This window comes from Prochlorococcus sp. MIT 1327, assembly GCF_047304785.1.
Taxonomy (GTDB): Bacteria; Cyanobacteriota; Cyanobacteriia; order PCC-6307; family Cyanobiaceae; genus Prochlorococcus; species Prochlorococcus marinus_D.
Map to the genome: position 1 here is coordinate 1,109,667 of NZ_CP138972.1, position 14,885 is coordinate 1,124,551.

At 48.1% G+C, this 14,885-nt stretch carries 18 protein-coding genes and 1 pseudogene; 9 read left to right on the forward strand and 10 right to left on the reverse strand.

Features of this window, described 5'->3' with window-relative positions; translation table 11 throughout:
- Nucleotide 1: 1 nt before the first annotated feature.
- A complete protein-coding gene (locus SIB80_RS05390; RefSeq protein ID WP_169189965.1) occupies nt 2-763 on the forward strand; it encodes a hypothetical protein in 762 nt (253 codons plus the stop codon).
- Nucleotides 764-818: 55 nt separating this feature from the next.
- Here SIB80_RS05390 and SIB80_RS05395 read toward each other — a convergent pair whose 3' ends face one another.
- The 3 genes from SIB80_RS05395 to SIB80_RS05405 all read right to left on the reverse strand — a co-directional run bounded on the left by SIB80_RS05395 (nt 819) and on the right by SIB80_RS05405 (nt 1,615).
- On the reverse strand, nt 819-977 hold the full coding sequence (locus SIB80_RS05395) for a hypothetical protein (RefSeq protein WP_169189966.1): 159 nt from the start codon (nt 975-977) through the stop codon (nt 819-821).
- A gap of 265 nt (nt 978-1,242) precedes the next feature.
- A complete protein-coding gene (locus SIB80_RS05400) occupies nt 1,243-1,401 on the reverse strand; it encodes a hypothetical protein (protein WP_236065920.1) in 159 nt (52 codons plus the stop codon).
- Nucleotides 1,402-1,456: 55 nt separating this feature from the next.
- Complete coding sequence (locus SIB80_RS05405; protein ID WP_169246896.1) at nt 1,457-1,615, reverse strand: hypothetical protein; 159 nt, start codon at nt 1,613-1,615, stop codon at nt 1,457-1,459.
- A 590-nt stretch (nt 1,616-2,205) separates the two neighbouring features.
- Here SIB80_RS05405 and SIB80_RS05410 point away from each other — a divergent pair.
- The 5 genes and pseudogenes from SIB80_RS05410 to trpC all read left to right on the forward strand — a co-directional run bounded on the left by SIB80_RS05410 (nt 2,206) and on the right by trpC (nt 7,698).
- Complete coding sequence (locus SIB80_RS05410) at nt 2,206-3,228, forward strand: hypothetical protein (RefSeq protein WP_063418771.1); 1,023 nt, start codon at nt 2,206-2,208, stop codon at nt 3,226-3,228.
- Between the two features lie 168 nt (nt 3,229-3,396).
- Nucleotides 3,397-4,512: a DUF6817 domain-containing protein gene (locus SIB80_RS05415; protein WP_063418770.1), complete on the forward strand. Its 1,116-nt coding sequence runs from the start codon at nt 3,397-3,399 to the stop codon at nt 4,510-4,512.
- A gap of 385 nt (nt 4,513-4,897) precedes the next feature.
- Nucleotides 4,898-5,254 (forward strand): annotated as a pseudogene (locus SIB80_RS05420) (TrmH family RNA methyltransferase); the annotation flags it as partial.
- Nucleotides 5,255-5,259: 5 nt separating this feature from the next.
- A complete protein-coding gene (locus tag SIB80_RS05425) occupies nt 5,260-6,729 on the forward strand; it encodes a dihydrolipoyl dehydrogenase (RefSeq protein ID WP_169189967.1) in 1,470 nt (489 codons plus the stop codon).
- Nucleotides 6,730-6,792: 63 nt separating this feature from the next.
- Entirely contained in the window at nt 6,793-7,698 is a 906-nt protein-coding gene (gene trpC, locus SIB80_RS05430; RefSeq protein ID WP_063418917.1) for an indole-3-glycerol phosphate synthase TrpC, read from the forward strand.
- Here the strand turns inward: trpC and SIB80_RS05435 are convergent, their stop codons facing one another.
- On the reverse strand, nt 7,699-7,992 hold the full coding sequence (locus SIB80_RS05435) for a hypothetical protein (protein WP_063418901.1): 294 nt from the start codon (nt 7,990-7,992) through the stop codon (nt 7,699-7,701).
- A gap of 98 nt (nt 7,993-8,090) precedes the next feature.
- Between SIB80_RS05435 and SIB80_RS05440 the strand changes: the two genes are divergently transcribed.
- Both SIB80_RS05440 and SIB80_RS05445 read left to right on the forward strand, forming a co-directional pair.
- Nucleotides 8,091-8,243, forward strand: coding sequence for a hypothetical protein (locus SIB80_RS05440; RefSeq protein WP_240953033.1), 153 nt, complete (start codon nt 8,091-8,093; stop codon nt 8,241-8,243).
- Nucleotides 8,244-8,347: 104 nt separating this feature from the next.
- Complete coding sequence (locus SIB80_RS05445) at nt 8,348-9,028, forward strand: hypothetical protein (protein ID WP_063418899.1); 681 nt, start codon at nt 8,348-8,350, stop codon at nt 9,026-9,028.
- 20 nt (nt 9,029-9,048) lie between these two features.
- On the opposite strand, the gene sodX is transcribed toward SIB80_RS05445, so the two are convergent.
- The 5 genes from sodX to SIB80_RS05470 all read right to left on the reverse strand — a co-directional run bounded on the left by sodX (nt 9,049) and on the right by SIB80_RS05470 (nt 11,670).
- Nucleotides 9,049-9,405 (reverse strand): nickel-type superoxide dismutase maturation protease, encoded by a 357-nt coding sequence (gene sodX, locus SIB80_RS05450; RefSeq protein ID WP_074160118.1) that lies wholly within the window; start codon nt 9,403-9,405, stop codon nt 9,049-9,051.
- Between the two features lie 10 nt (nt 9,406-9,415).
- A complete protein-coding gene (sodN, locus tag SIB80_RS05455) occupies nt 9,416-9,889 on the reverse strand; it encodes a superoxide dismutase, Ni (protein ID WP_063418897.1) in 474 nt (157 codons plus the stop codon).
- A gap of 89 nt (nt 9,890-9,978) precedes the next feature.
- Complete coding sequence (locus SIB80_RS05460; protein WP_063418895.1) at nt 9,979-10,611, reverse strand: FKBP-type peptidyl-prolyl cis-trans isomerase; 633 nt, start codon at nt 10,609-10,611, stop codon at nt 9,979-9,981.
- A gap of 333 nt (nt 10,612-10,944) precedes the next feature.
- Complete coding sequence (locus SIB80_RS05465; protein ID WP_063418893.1) at nt 10,945-11,349, reverse strand: class I SAM-dependent methyltransferase; 405 nt, start codon at nt 11,347-11,349, stop codon at nt 10,945-10,947.
- A 12-nt stretch (nt 11,350-11,361) separates the two neighbouring features.
- Nucleotides 11,362-11,670 carry a hypothetical protein gene (locus SIB80_RS05470; RefSeq protein WP_063418891.1) on the reverse strand — a complete coding sequence of 103 codons (309 nt, stop codon included), beginning with the start codon at nt 11,668-11,670 and terminating at the stop codon, nt 11,362-11,364.
- A 482-nt stretch (nt 11,671-12,152) separates the two neighbouring features.
- Here SIB80_RS05470 and SIB80_RS05475 point away from each other — a divergent pair, with 482 nt between their 5' ends.
- A complete protein-coding gene (locus tag SIB80_RS05475) occupies nt 12,153-13,628 on the forward strand; it encodes an apolipoprotein N-acyltransferase (protein ID WP_063418887.1) in 1,476 nt (491 codons plus the stop codon).
- A gap of 1 nt (nt 13,629) precedes the next feature.
- Here the strand turns inward: SIB80_RS05475 and mnmA are convergent, their stop codons facing one another.
- Nucleotides 13,630-14,859, reverse strand: coding sequence for a tRNA 2-thiouridine(34) synthase MnmA (gene mnmA / locus SIB80_RS05480; RefSeq protein ID WP_236065929.1), 1,230 nt, complete (start codon nt 14,857-14,859; stop codon nt 13,630-13,632).
- Nucleotides 14,860-14,885: the final 26 nt, after the last annotated feature.

Consider the following 14,885-nt stretch of genomic DNA (forward strand, 5'->3'; position numbering starts at 1 on the left):
CGTGAATACTGGAAATGTAATCTGTCTTCCAAAATCAGGAAGCACGTTCGTTAACGCATTACTAGGGAAGCATTCTCTTCACGAGTATGATCATCAAGGCATTTCAAATCTGGCTATAGAGATGTCTTCAATGCCTTCTGAGGCAATTGCTCTTTACTATTTGTCAACTAGAAGAGAATACATTTCTAATTATGTGGATATATCAACTACCATGATATTTCTGATTGATTATTTTTCTAAAACAGATTATTCACTCCCTACCTTATTTATTTTACGAAACCCTCGTGACTGGTGCCGATCTATTTTGTCATATTCATTAGACGTTGCAAGAGCTGGTGAGTATCATGACTGGGTGCAGAATTATCAATCATTGTTTACTGGAGGCGTACATATTTCTGCTCGTGATCTTGCTAATGATACCTCTCTAGCCCTAAAAATTAATGCCTTATTACCAGGCTTATTTCGATGTTGGCATAATAGTCATAGCCGCTTGGCTTCAAATATTCATAAGTTTGGCAATCTGTACATGTTAAATACCAACAATTTGTCAAATAATTGCAGCAACATCTGTCAGCTATTCGCGGTTGATCACCAACAGATTGATCTTGACAATACAATTGCTTTCAACTGCTCGACAAAATCGAATATCATCAGGGAAATGTGTGATAGTTATTTCAAAAATTTACAGGATGCGCCTAGTTCAATCAATCATGATTCTCTGTCTACATATTTAACCACTGTAAAAGATCACAAATCAATATAATTGCATTACTTCAACGAATAAACATGGCCATGTTTCTGTAGTCAGAACTAGTAGATTAGTCCCAGCTAGTACACCCACCACCAGCGATCTTATCAAGATCAGCGGCAGAAAGTTTTTTGCCTTTTTGACTACTGATGATTGCAGCTGCTTTTTCAGCAGAAACTGAACCTGAAGCAACGGCCTTGAGGAGTGTTTCTAGAGCTGCTTGTGCCATGTTCTTGCAATTAAGTAAAAGTTGGGTTTAAAGCTGTGCAAAATTGAGAGTATTCTCAATCTGAACAGATTCCACCACCACCAGCGATCTTATCAAGATCAGCGGAAGAAAGTGTTTTGCCTTTTTGGCTAGTGATAAGTTTAGCTGCTTTTTCCATGTTCTTGTATGTAAGCTTATGTTTAAAATAAAACTAAATAAAAAAATCTTTGCGGAGACGCAAAGATTTTTGATATCAAACCTAATTTATGTTTTAAGAACTAGTAGATTAGTCCCAGCATAACCCTCCACCACCAGCGACCTTGTCAAGATCAGCGGCAGAAAGTGTTTTGCCTTTTTGGCTAGTGATAAGTTGAGCTGCTTTTTCAGCAGAAACTGAACCTGAAGCAACGGCCTTGAGGAGTGTTTCTAGAGCTGCTTGTGCCATGTTCTTGCAATTAAGTAAAAGTTGGGTTTAAAGCTGTGCAAAATTGAGAGTATTCTCAATCCCAACAGATTCCACCACCACCAGCGATCTTATCAAGATCAGCGGCAGAAAGTGTTTTGCCTTTTTGGCTAGTGATAAGTTGAGCTGCTTTTTCAGCAGAAACTGAACCTGAAGCAACTGCCTTGAGGAGTGTTTCTAGAGCTGCTTGCGCCATTGGCTTGATTAATTTAATTTGGTAGTGTGTTTTCACACATATTTAATATGGAGAGATCCTCCACAAATGCATTGTTTCGCAATAAAACTATACAAATCTATCTTGGTGCTAGGCTCGCTCTGATTTTCAAATTCATTTTCTCAAATCTCTTTTGATTAATTTTTCAATTTTTTGCGTTACACTCTTGTCAGCTACATTATCAAGTGATTGCCTATAATGGATTTAAAGTGTTTTGTAATCTTGTCTACATATGTAGGACTAAGTGTTTAGTCTGTTTATGTTAAGGGCTCCTCCAGTAGAAAAGCCTGCTTCAGGAAATGTCTTAACCAGTCCATCCCAAGCCGACACATTTTGACTTTAATGATTGCAGCGACTTTTTTCCAACGCTTACAATTTCAACAACATAAGGCCATTGCTAATTTTTAATTTATTTTCATTTAGCCAGATCTAAATGATTCCAAAAGAGCAATCATTCAATTCATGTGAATTACTTTGACCTCCTAATCTCACGATAGCTACTTAACATCAAATTAAAAATTTTATTTGCATGCTAATCGATGTATAATTGATTAAAATGTGACCTACTTCTAGTGCATCAGGATTTTCTGGATACAGAAATTCTACGTCGTTCTGGCGTCGATGTATTCAATCTTCTTAAACAACTTCACGAAATTCATCCCGATGATAATCTAATATCAATCCGTTATGGAGCTCGCTTACTTGAAACAGGTGATTCAAATTTAGGTTTTCCCCTTTTCCAAAAACGTTTGTTACTTGAGGATCCAACTGGGGAGCTTTATAAAAACTATTTACAGTTCACCACAGCATTCAACAGCGATCCATCTTCAGTAGACTTAATCATAGATTCAAGACGCAATGCCATTGGCGATGTTATTTTTTTCTTACGTATACTGCCTCATCTTGTTTCATCACTTCGGAATGTAACTTTGCTTGTTTCTTTTCAGTTCAAATGCTTATTTGAAAAGCTTGGAGTTTTGATTGACGGATTAGATGTCAGAACAAATTTATACTCTTGCCCTGAAAAATCTTCGTATTACAAAGTAGACCTAATTAGCGCAGCTACTATATTTAGTGCTTCAAGTCTACTAAATCAAAAATATGAGTTCTTGTCCTCCTACGCTACAAACAATACAAATCAACTTTGTTGTGATGTCCTTCTACCCTTTGCTGCAGAAAAACTAAGACATTTACTCAACCTTGATATACCTAATGATCTAACCCGACGATCTATGTTACAAGAAGAAATTCACGAGTTTTCTAAACGATTAGATCGAGATGTGCGTGATATGCATATTTATGCACACGAGCTGGATCGGAAGGATTGGTGGAACGCTGAAGTTGCAAATCGCATCAGATTAATTCCTGATGACTTCTTTGCGACAATACAACTACTGTCTAATTACGCATATATTTATGCTGTTGATTCAGCTCTTTTTCACTTATGCGCTATGGCCAAGCTAAGTGTTACATTAATATTGCCTACTGTTTATGATTGGAGGTATGGAGACTATTATAGGTCGGGAGATAAGCTTCTATGGTACAAAGATGTAACCGTAAGTGATCTGTCGTTACCATTTCCCTCTCACTTATAATGCTGTAAAATTAAAAATATTGTTTTTGTATAGTGTTTCTAGTTTCTCAAGCTTTTCCTGCCTAATCTTATCGTCCATATTTTCTCGATGCTTATATCCCTCCTTTTTCACCAAGACTCTCTTCACGTTTAACTAGTCTTTATCCACTAAATTCTACTTGCCCATTCAATGAAAAACCTTGTCTATCAATTGCCTATTAAGTTTCTAGTTGCATATCACCCTTGCCTGCCACTCTTCTACTACAAGAGGCTTAATAATGTAATTAATTCGGTTGATTCTAGACAACGCCTGGTTGCTAAAAAATATATTTCATCAATCAAAGCGCAAAATCCTCATATTGAAAATTGGTGGAAAGATCTCAACCAAAGTCCAAAACTAAATCAAGAGAAATATTTACTCAAAGAGATCTATGACCATCCTTCAAGTCTTGATGAAATATCGCCTCTTAATCAATGGCGGCTGCATGATGGAAAGCTGAATCTGTTTAAACCTGCAACCAAAAGTAGTTCATCAGACTTTGAACAGCTTGGCATTCGGCCGCGAGGTTGTTTCTATTATCCACCCGGTGGATTTAAGGAGTGGCACACCAACAGCGAGCAACCTGGTTGGAGAGGTTATCTAGTTGGTATTGATAAGCCTGGAATGAGCGAGTTCATCTATGAAAACCACAATACAAATGAGCTGGTAATTGTTAATGATGCCCACATGAATGTTAACCTTTTCTGCGTGCCAAAAGAGCCTAGTCCTCAGGTTTGGCATGCTGTGCGAAGCTACTGCAACAGGTTTTCCCTTGGATTCTTACTAAAAGATACAGCTCGTATAGAATTAATTCTTCATCGCCTTGACAAGTTTGACGACGATTCTGAAATACAATTCCTCATCACAAAGCTTACGACGTTAGGTGCATCTTCTTTGGCTTGGGGAAAGAAATCTTTCCTTGAACATTTGATTAATGTCTGTAAAATGCTTTACGTAGCCAACCGACCCCGTAGTGAATATCTTGCAGGCCTATTTCATTCTATATACTCTACACATGAGTTCGCTCATGATTTGCAAATATCCAAGGAATCTGTTGAAGATCTTATTGGTTCTAGAGCTGAGATGTTAGTTTCTACTTTCTGTACTCTTAGGAACCGTGATTTGAATATTATAGCTGGAACTGTGCCAGACCATTCCTTGTTGTCTTCCTTGCGGTGGATTTTGCTTTGCAATCGACTTGATGCTAATTTAGATGATCCCCGACTAGACTTACTTAACCATGTTTTTGAACGTAAAATGAAGTAGGAAAATTGCTTGTCCTGATTTGCTCTGACCATAGAGATAGCTTCCATACAAGTTTGCTACTTGCAAACATCTACAAATCTTCGATTCATATGAATTCCAATATTTTCTAAATAAATGGTTCCCATCCGAATTGTCATATGCCTCTATCTTTTCAATGCCCTTGCATCCTTTCTTCCAATTCTAAGTATTTTCATTCTAGTATCAAAGCCAATTGCTTACTGTAGATCAAGCATCCTTCTTCCTTCAATTACTTATCTTTATGATCTCTTCCTCTTTGATCAGGCAGGCTCTCTATTTGCTTTAACCAAGTTCACTCGCATCAGCACGCACTTGGGAATTCTCATTGTTCAAAATAATTTTCAACTGTTACATTTCCATTTTGATCAGCATCCTTCAGTTGCCCTATCAGCGATTCGGGTCATCAGGGCGGGAGGCCGTGGAGCAGTTGGCTGAGCAGCTTGAATGTGCTGCTCGTCGCGGTTTACAGGTTGTGGCCACCATGGTGCCGGGCTCTTCTGCAGTCCATTCTTGTTTGCCTTATTGGCAGCTGGACTGGAGACAACCGACTGTGTTGGTGCTAGGCAATGAGGGATCCGGCCTGCATCCGCATCTGCAGGCGTGTTGTACTGATTGCGTCACCTTGCCGCATAGCGCAGCAGTTGAGTCGCTCAACGTGGCGGCGGTGGCGGTGCCACTACTGCTTGAGCGGCGACGAGCCACAATGACTTTCTGCACGCAGTAGTTCGGGTGAGCAAAGCCAGTTTCGACTTCGATGTGATCGTGATCGGTGCGGGTTACGGCGGTTTTGATGCCGCCAAGCATGCCGCGGATGATGGCCTCAAGGTGGCGATTGTGGAATCAGGTGATATGGGCGGCACTTGCGTGAATCGAGGCTGTGTGCCCTCTAAGGCATTGCTTGCTGCCAGTGGAAGGGTGCGTGAGCTAGCTGATGCTGAACATCTATCTGGTTTCGGCATCCATGCTGCACCGGTGCGTTTTGAACGCCAGAAGATTGCTGACCATGCCAACCAGTTGGTGGCCACGATTCGTAGCAACCTCACCAAAACGCTGCAGCGGGCTGGTGTCACGATCCTGCGTGGCGATGGACGATTGGAGGGAAGTCAGCGAATTGGCTTGAGAGAAAAAAGTGGAGTAGATCGGCTGCTCACTGCCAGGGATGTGATCCTTGCCACAGGCTCTGATCCATTTGTGCCTCCTGGGATTGAAACCGATGGACGCACGGTTTTTACCAGTGATGAAGCCGTGAACTTGGAATGGCTGCCGCGTTGGATTGCCATCATCGGCAGTGGTTATATCGGCCTTGAATTTGCCGATGTTTATACGGCTCTCGGCTGTGAAGTCACGATGATTGAGGCGTTGGATCGGGTCATGCCAACCTTTGATCCCGACATCACCAAGATGGCAGCTCGGTATTTGCTTGATGGACGTGACATCGATGCACGTGCTGGTGTGCTGGCTAGCAAGGTCACCCCTGGCTGCCCGGTAAGGATCGAACTAGCGGAGATGAAAAGCCGTGAGCTGGTGGATAGCTTGGAGGTGGATGCGGTGCTCGTCGCTACTGGTCGGGTGCCAAGTAGCAAGGGGCTCAATCTTGAGTCGGTTGGTGTGGAGACTAATCGCGGCTTTGTGCCGATCGACGACAGCATGAGGGTATTGGTCAACGGAAAGCCGTTGCCTCATCTTTGGGCCGTCGGGGATGTCACTGGTAAGCTGATGTTGGCGCATACAGCCGCAGCACAGGGCACGTTGGCTGTCGACAACATCCAGGGACACTCCCGCACGATTGATTATCGCAGCATTCCAGCGGCGACCTTCACTCATCCGGAGATCAGTTCAGTGGGGTTGAGTGAAGCTGATGCCAAAGATCTTGCCGCCAAGGATGGGTTTGAGTTGGGGAGTGTGCGCAGCTATTTCAAGGCCAATTCCAAAGCACTAGCAGAGCTGGAGAGTGATGGATTGATGAAGTTGTTGTTCCGCAAAGACAGCGGTGAAGTTCTTGGTGCTCATATCTATGGATTGCACGCCGCCGATTTGATCCAGGAGGTAGCCAATGCGGTGGCACGTCGTCAGAGCGTTGTTCAATTGGCAACTGAAGTGCATACCCATCCCACCTTGAGTGAAGTGGTGGAAGTGGCCTATAAACAGGCGGCCAAACAGCTAGCTAAGGCGGTTGTTGCAGCGGCCTGTGCTTCCTAGGCCGCTGTTCTTCAAGCAGGTCTTAGCCCTGCGGTTCACTGTTTTTAATTGCACTATCACCCGATGGAGATCCGCAGACGTCCGCCCAATCCAAGCGTCAAGGTGGCGCATTTGCAGTACGCCATTCCCCACGCCGATGCTGAGCCGCGCCACATTCTTGAGAAGATTGTTTGGGAGAAGGACCGTGAAGTTGAGACGGCAAGACAGCGCGTACCTCTAGAGACGCTTAAATCTCAGATCGCAGACTTGCCCATCCCTCGAGATTTCATTGCTGCCTTGCGTCAAGCTTCGCTGGCTCCGGCAGTGATTGCTGAAGTGAAGAAGGCCAGCCCAAGTCAAGGTGTGATCCGTGCGGACTTTGACCCTGTTTTGATCGCCAATGCCTATGCGGAAGGTGGTGCTAGTTGCTTGTCTGTGCTGACTGATAAGAGCTTCTTCCAGGGTGGATTTGAGGTGCTTGTTGAGGTGCGGCAGACGGTTGGACTACCACTGCTATGCAAGGACTTCATCCTGACGCCATATCAGCTTTATCAGGCGCGTGCTGCAGGTGCAGATGCTGCCTTGTTGATTGTGGCGATCCTCTCTGATCAGGATCTGACGTATTTGAGCAAGGTGGCCAACAGTCTTGGACTCACTGTCTTAGTGGAAGTGCATGATGCTGAGGAACTTGAACGGGTTCTCAACCTTGGTGGTTTCCCACTGATTGGCATCAATAATCGTGATCTCACCACCTTTGAGACAGACCTTGAAACCACTGAAACACTGAGCAAGCAATTCGCTACTCGATTGCAGCAGCAGGGTGTCTTGTTGGTGAGTGAATCGGGCTTGTTTAACCGCGCTGATTTGGACAGGGTTCAGGCAGCAGGCGCTGAAGCTGTGTTGGTAGGAGAAGCCCTGATGCGTCAGTCGGATGTTTGTGCTGGCTTAAAGCAGCTGATGATTGGAGACGAAGGAACGAGCAATAGATAATCATTTTTTCTCTTTTGTTTGAGGAATCGTTGCGATGTCTTGCCACAGTAAGAGGTTGATCTGAGCTTGCTGTGAGTTAAGGATGAGCCGTTGCTCTTTGAGCTCAAGACGCGCTTGGTTGAGGTCTTGGTGAGTTTCTTTAAGTTCCTTGTTTTGGTTGGCGGTTTCTCGAGATCTTTCACCGCTTCGTTGATGCGTTAATTCTGTTTGTTGCTCATATGTGTCATCCTTCTGTTTCTGATCTTCTACATGTTTCAGGCATTTTCCAGGAGTTGTCCTGTTGTTTCGATTCAACAGTCTTGATGTGATAACGACACAAATTGGCGATGCTCGAGGTTCGTGAGTTGCCTGAGCTGATTGCCTCTTGACGTGCAGACCATGTTGAGAAATCAGTGCGCTTGCTTGCAGACGACGACTTCGCTAATCAGATGAGATCTCTGATTAACGAGCGTTCGCAGCGCTTATTTGCTGTTCAAGAGGTAAGCGACTGTTGTGTTGACTTCCTTGCTTCTCTGCGCGACCAACTGCTCAAGGCACATGCATGAGCAGAGCTTGCCCAGAATGCTTATAGCGCCTGATCTGTTCAGCAGTGGCATCAGCGCAATTCCACCCTCAATCCGTCAGACTTGCTCTTGACTGTTTCGATTTCATGCTGATCAGCATCCTCACGGGCTTCGCTGCTGGAGCCCTTCATGTGGTGGGTGGTGCTGATCATCTTGTTGCCATCGCACCGAGCGCATTGCGTAAGCCGGCTACGGCATTACGCAGTGGCCTTGCTTGGGGGATTGGCCATTCAACAGGTGTTCTGGTTCTTTCAACCATTGCCATTGTTTTGAAAGATCTTGTCCATATCGAGCGCATGTCCTCCTGGGCCGAATTCTGCGTGGGAGTGGCGTTGCTTGTGGTTGGAGCAATGGCGATTCGTACTGCTCTTGGCCTGGATATCCACACCCATCAGCACACGCATCAGCAAAACTATGGTCACGCCCATGATCATCAACATGTGCACCTGCATCTGCGTGGGCGACACAAGCACGGGCGACATGCTCATGCAGCAAGCAGTCTTGGCCTCCTTCATGGCTTGGCTGGGGCCAGTCATCTACTTGCAGTCATTCCCGCGCTGGCCTTGCCTCCTCTCTGGGCTTTGATCTATATGGCGGCTTATCTGTTGGGTTCCATCGCAGCGATGGTCGCGGTTGTTGGTGCGATTTCCTTAGCCACATTGCGCGTGGGGCGTCGTGCCTTGCCCTTGCTGTTGGGATCAACCGGTGGGCTATCGATCATCACGGGCTTCTTTTGGTTGCAGAAAACATCTCCTCAGTTTCTTTAATTGCCTAATCTGCTGGGCTCTTATGCGCTGAAGGGAACACGCCATACGCATTCAGCGATGCCAAGCAGGCTGTCGCGATTCACCAAACCGAAATGCCGGCTGTCTGTGCTTGCGCGCTCGTTGTCACCACGTAGTTCCAACCCGGAATTGTTGATTGCAATCAGGCGTTTGATCAGCAGGGTTGCTGGTTGCAACGGATGACGGACAACCACAACACAGCCTGCCTTGAGCCGACTGTCATCGCTGGTGATCGGTTGAAAGATCACCAGGTCGCCAGGGGCAAGGCACGGGCTCATTGAGTCTCCATCGACACGAGCGTGGCGACGAAGACCTGAAAGCAGCAGGAACAGCGAACGCCAGTTCGCTGTTGGCATCATGCTTGTTGGCTTAACTGGCTCTCACCCAGGCGTCATTGCGACCCTTGGATTTCCAGAACATCGTGTGAATGGCTTCCACAGCTTTGATCAGTTCATCTGCCTTGGCTTGATCGATGTTGACCTTGCAGGCGCTGCAGAGCTTGGCCGCTTTCCAGAAGATGTCATGCAGATTCGGGAAAGTTGCCAGATGCTCTGGCTTGAAATAATCCGTCCAGAGGATCAGCAGCTCGTTCTTGGTTTGCTGAGCTTGTTCTTCCTTGATGGCGACGAAGCGGGAGAAGGTGTTGTTGTAAGCCGCCCATGCAGCCGGATCGTTGCCTGAGGGAGGCTGCAGTTCGAGCAGCTTTTTGGTCATCGATACGACGGCTTCAGCTGAGACTCTTGCCGAGGCGGGATCGTAAACGCCGCAAGGGCCATCACAGTGAGCCTGGACCGAAGAGGCCGGCAGATTGCTGTGAAGTGTGGAAAGTGCCGAGCGCAACATCTGGCAGGTATAGAAAGCCAAACTGAGCCTACCCAGGCTGATTGCTAATTGGGTTTGCTTTTGATTTGATTTTCTATTCAGCCTTTAGATCATTTGATGCCCAGGAGTTCGACTTCGAAAATCAACGTGGCATTGCCAGGGATGACACGGCCTGCACCGCGGCTTCCGTAGCCAAGCTCTGGGGGGATGACCAGCTTGCGCTTGCCGCCCACCTTCATGCCAGCAACGCCTTCATCCCAGCCTTTGATCACTCGTCCAGCACCGAGGGGGAACTCGAACGGCCCACGTTTGTAGCTGCTGTCGAATTCCTGGCCGTTTTCCAGTGTGCCGCGGTAGTTCACGGAAACGGTTTGGCCTGCTGTGGCCTCCGGGCCATCGCCGATCTTGATCTCAGTGATGCGCAGACCACTGGCTGTTAGTTGGGATGGTTCTGCTTCGATTGGGCCGCCAAGGGCTGAGGCATTGGCTTGGGCAGCATCAATTTCAGCAGCATCTGCCTTGGAGCCGTTGATCGCCATCTTGAACAGTGTTGGGTTGGGATCGTCGGGGTCGAGTTCAAGCACTGCCATGCTCAAAGCAGCTGGCTCGTTAGTTCGCACCTCCGCCTGCACGGCATTGAGATTGCTGTCGGCGACCACAACTGAGGGTGAAACGATCTGGCTGACAAAGGCCACAACCACGCACACCACAAAGACGGCTGCACTGATGAAGATGTCGCGCACTGAATCTCAATGATCAATCAACTTGATTCTGGCAGGAATTGCAGCTTTCGCCTGCGCTTGGGTCCTTTCTGCTGTTTCAGTTGCCTTTGCTGTTGCTCCAGCTAGTTGCCCCTGCCGTGCAGTTCATCGACATCCTTCTTGCTGGCTAAGCCGAGCGCAAGGTGAGGGGTTGCGATTTTTCGTTTCTGTTCTGTTTTGCATGAGAGAAAGTTGGGTCGGATGGGGGTTAGTGCTGTTCTGCCTCTGAGCTAGATATCCGTGGCGTTGTCGTTGATCCAATTTGATGGGTAAGGCCATAACCACTCACACCACAAAGACGGTAGCAATCTTTGCTTAAGCACCTGTTGATGCCCGTATCCATAGCCACATCCGAATCAAGCCTACTTGCATGATTTGCAACGGAACTCCCAAATCTTTGATCTTAGGATTACTTGGTAGATTAATGGGGTTAAAAGAAAATACTGATTGATTGCGAGCTGAAAGAATCATTTTGATTTGTTCCTCATTAAGCCCTCGAATGCGAAGACGTTCTGTAGCGATGGAAACGATTAGATCATTACTAAGCTTGTTCTGGTCTTCGCTGTAGCTGCTTCGCAACATTGCTCCCCCTGGTGCTACAAGGGAACCGAGTTGATCAAATGCTTCTATCTGTTCCGCTGGCGGGAAAAGATGCATGAGGTTGAGAGCGATGACTGCATCGAATGATTTGGCTGTTAACCCCTCACTAGCTTTGGTCAAGCTGCTTGGTATTCAAGAACAACGTGCAGTCGCATTGATTTTTTCTAGTTCTTTCATACAGAACGAACGCATCTGTTCACTGGACTCCACTAAAGTAAATTGAGCTTTTGGAAGTACTTGCAGTAAAAGCGTTAGTTCTTCTCCAGCACCTGGGCCAATTACAAGACAATGCCTCGCTTTTTGGCATTGCGATTTTACGGAGCTTGCTGCTAACTCCAAAAATGTTTCGTAACCAGCAATTGAGCCACGAATGGAAGATCGATATTGAAGACCATAGTCACCGTCAAAGTCCAGACTCGAAATGCTGGTCTGTTGATTCATTTGGCTTAATTATATGAAGGAGTTAATTATGAGCTTAAAGGGCTAACTGCTAATTGATCGTCGGCAGGTAAAATCCTTAATGTGTGCACCAAGAACAACGTCTTCCAAAGGCATATCGAAACCAGCGGTACCAATCAAATAAGCTAGGGTGTGATTCTATTGTTCATCTTCCGTCAACCTGCTGTAGTGCCTAAAGTGGCTGAATAGATTAAAGAACAGTTTGCCTGATCCTATTGCTCACGAATGTTCAAGATGTTTTTCTTTTCTGTCTCACTATATCCAACTAACGGAGTGATTTGCACATGCTCAATGTCACTTGAGCTTCATTCCATCTCTTCACGGTATGACTGAGGCGATTAGCAACAAAGCGCGTGTTGCCAAGGTCCGGTAGCAACAGCTGCTGGAAAGGTTTTGCTGAATCCATCTCAACCTGTGAACGTTCTCCGATCGCGTCAAAATGGCTTTGGTGTTTGGTGTTGACCATGGGCAATGACCGATCCCTAGCGCTGGTGCAGGGGGCGGTTGGTGGTGTCTTGGCAGGGATTGCTCTTGCCCAGGGGGGGCTGCTTTGGATGGCACCGGCCCTGGCCTTGCTTTGGTCGGCGTGTCGCTTTCCAGTTGCAGCCTCTCTTTGGGGTTTTGTGGCCGTGCTGCTCAGTCATCGCTGGTTGCTGGCGTTGCATCCACTCACTTGGGTTGGCGTGCCTGCATTCCTGAGTCTTCCTGTCGCCGCATCAATTTGGTTGTTTTGCGGTGCAGCAGCAGCGGTGCTTGTGGGGCTTTGGGCTTGGTTAGGCACGTCGCTTGCTCATCTGATAACACGAGAAGCAGGCATCCGCGCTCAGGTTTTTCATGCCCTGCTGATGGCATCGATCTGGGGGCTTGCGGAAGTGCTGTTGGCCCGTTCACCCTTGTTCTGGATTGGCGTCGGCGGCAGCCTTTTGCCTGGTGATCGAGCCTTGGCTGGTTTGGCCCGCTGGCTTGGGGCTGGAGGTTTAGCCACGCTTCAGTTGCTGATCGGTTGGTGGTTATGGCGTACGGCGCTTGCCTGGCGTCGTGGAGTTGGTTGGCGTCGCTCTTTGCTTGTGGGGCTTCTGTTTTTGCTCTTGGCTCATGGTTTTGGCTGGAGTTTGTTGCGTTCATCAGATGCATCCGCACCGATCTCGGTTGCTGCTTGGCAGCCCGCTATCCCTACGCGCAGCAAGTTTTCTGAGGCGCAGCAACGTCGCCTTCCCGAGTCTCTTCAAAACGCTCTTGATCGAGCTGAGGAGCTTGATGCTGCCTGGTTGGTGGCTCCAGAAGGCCTTCTCCCTCCTGATGAGGTGTTGCTCAGGCCGGCTCCGCTTCCCCTGCTCAGCGGTGGTTTTCGCTGGCTAAGCGGTCAGCAACGCAGTGCTTTGTTGGTGGTAGATCGCGGCGCAAGGCTGGCTTCCGCATTCATTGACAAACACCGTTTGGTGCCGCTGGGGGAATGGCTACCTGCTTTGCCTGGTGGTGTTTTTCGTGGCTTATCAGCTGTTGGTGGTCTTCAACCTGGTGCTGCTTCGCGCTTGTTGCAGTGGCCAGGTCCTACCGCTGCCGTGGCCATTTGTTATGAGCTCAGTGATGGGGCTGCTTTAGCCCAGGCCATCGCTGATGGAGCGCAATGGTTATTGGTGGTAGCCAACCTTGATCCCTATCCCTTGGCCTTGCAGCGGCAGTTCATTGCTTTGGCACAGCTGCGCAGCATCGAAACCGCCCGTGATCTACTCAGCGTTGCGAACACAGGCCCCTCTGCTTTGGTTTTGGCGACAGGCAAGCAGCAGCAACTGCTGGCTCCTTTTACGGAGGGGGTTGGCCTGGCGGATCTGCATCTCCATCAAGGCATCAGCGGTTACACCCGTTGGCGTGAGGCACCTTTAATCGGCTTGATGATCTTTGCAGTGGTTGGGCTGGGCTGGTCGCGTCGTCGCTCCTAGCTCAGCTTGATGCTGTGTTGGCCTGCTGGATCAGGCCACCGCCGAGGACTGCGTCAGCGGCATAAAACACTGCAGCCTGGCCAGGTGTGATTGAAAATTGCTCTTCGTTAAAGGTCAGTCTGCAGCGGTGAGGACGGTTGGCAGCAATGTCCTCTGCTGTGGCTTCGATAGGGGTGAGCTGGGCGGCAACGGGTCCGCTTCTGTAACGCACTTGCACCTCCACATTGATGGCGCTGCTTGGCGGTGCCATCGAAATCCAGTTCACTGCACCCACAACGCAGCTGTCGCGCCCCGCCTCTGCTCGAGGGGCAACGATGACGCGATTTGCTGCCGCGTCTAGTTGAACCACATGCAGAGGCTCTCGCCAGGCCACACCAAGGCCTTTGCGTTGGCCAATGGTGAAATGTTCGATTCCATCGTGTTCACCCACGACTTTGCCGTCTTGCAGCACAATCTCGCCTTGTCTGGCAGGTAGGTAATTGTCAAGGAAGGCTTTCATTGAACCGTAGTGATCAGCAAGGCAAAGATCCTGACTTTCTGCTTTCTTGGCTGTGCGTAGGCCGTAACGCTCTGCTTCCTGTCTGGTCTCTGCTTTGGTGAGCTCCCCTAGGGGAAAGATCACCTTTGCCAACACATCTTGAGAAAGGTCATAGAGGAAGTAACTCTGATCTTTGTTCTGATCGAGACCACGTAAAAGCTGGTGTCGTCCAATGGAATCCCCAGGTAAGGCTTGTTGAGGTTCTGGATCCTCGCGATGGCGAATACGGGCATAGTGGCCTGTGGCAACGCGGTGTAACTGGCGTTCTTTTTCAGCCCAGCTGAGCATTGCCGCAAATTTCACCGAGCGATTGCAGCGTGAGCAAGGTAACGGTGTCACCCCTTGTTGATAGCCCTGTACGAGTTGGTCAACGATTTCTGCTTGGAATGTGGCGCGTGAATCCACCACATGATGAGGGATTTTGAGTTGCTCACAGATGCCGGCGGCATCGATAAGTCCATCGCTGCAGCATGCGCCCTTGCCACTCATCAGCCAGAGAGTGAGACCTTCCACCTGCCAGCCCGCTTCCACGAGTAGGGCGGCGCTGAGGGAACTATCAACACCGCCAGAGAGACCTACCGCCACCCGCTGCTCGCCTGGCCAACACTGCAAACGTGTCAGGGCTTTTGCAACTGCTGGTGTGGCTGGTGTTCGAGACACATGCTTAAGGGGGGCTGGGATTGGCGGCTGCATAGGCGTTACCGCAATGATGTCTTCAT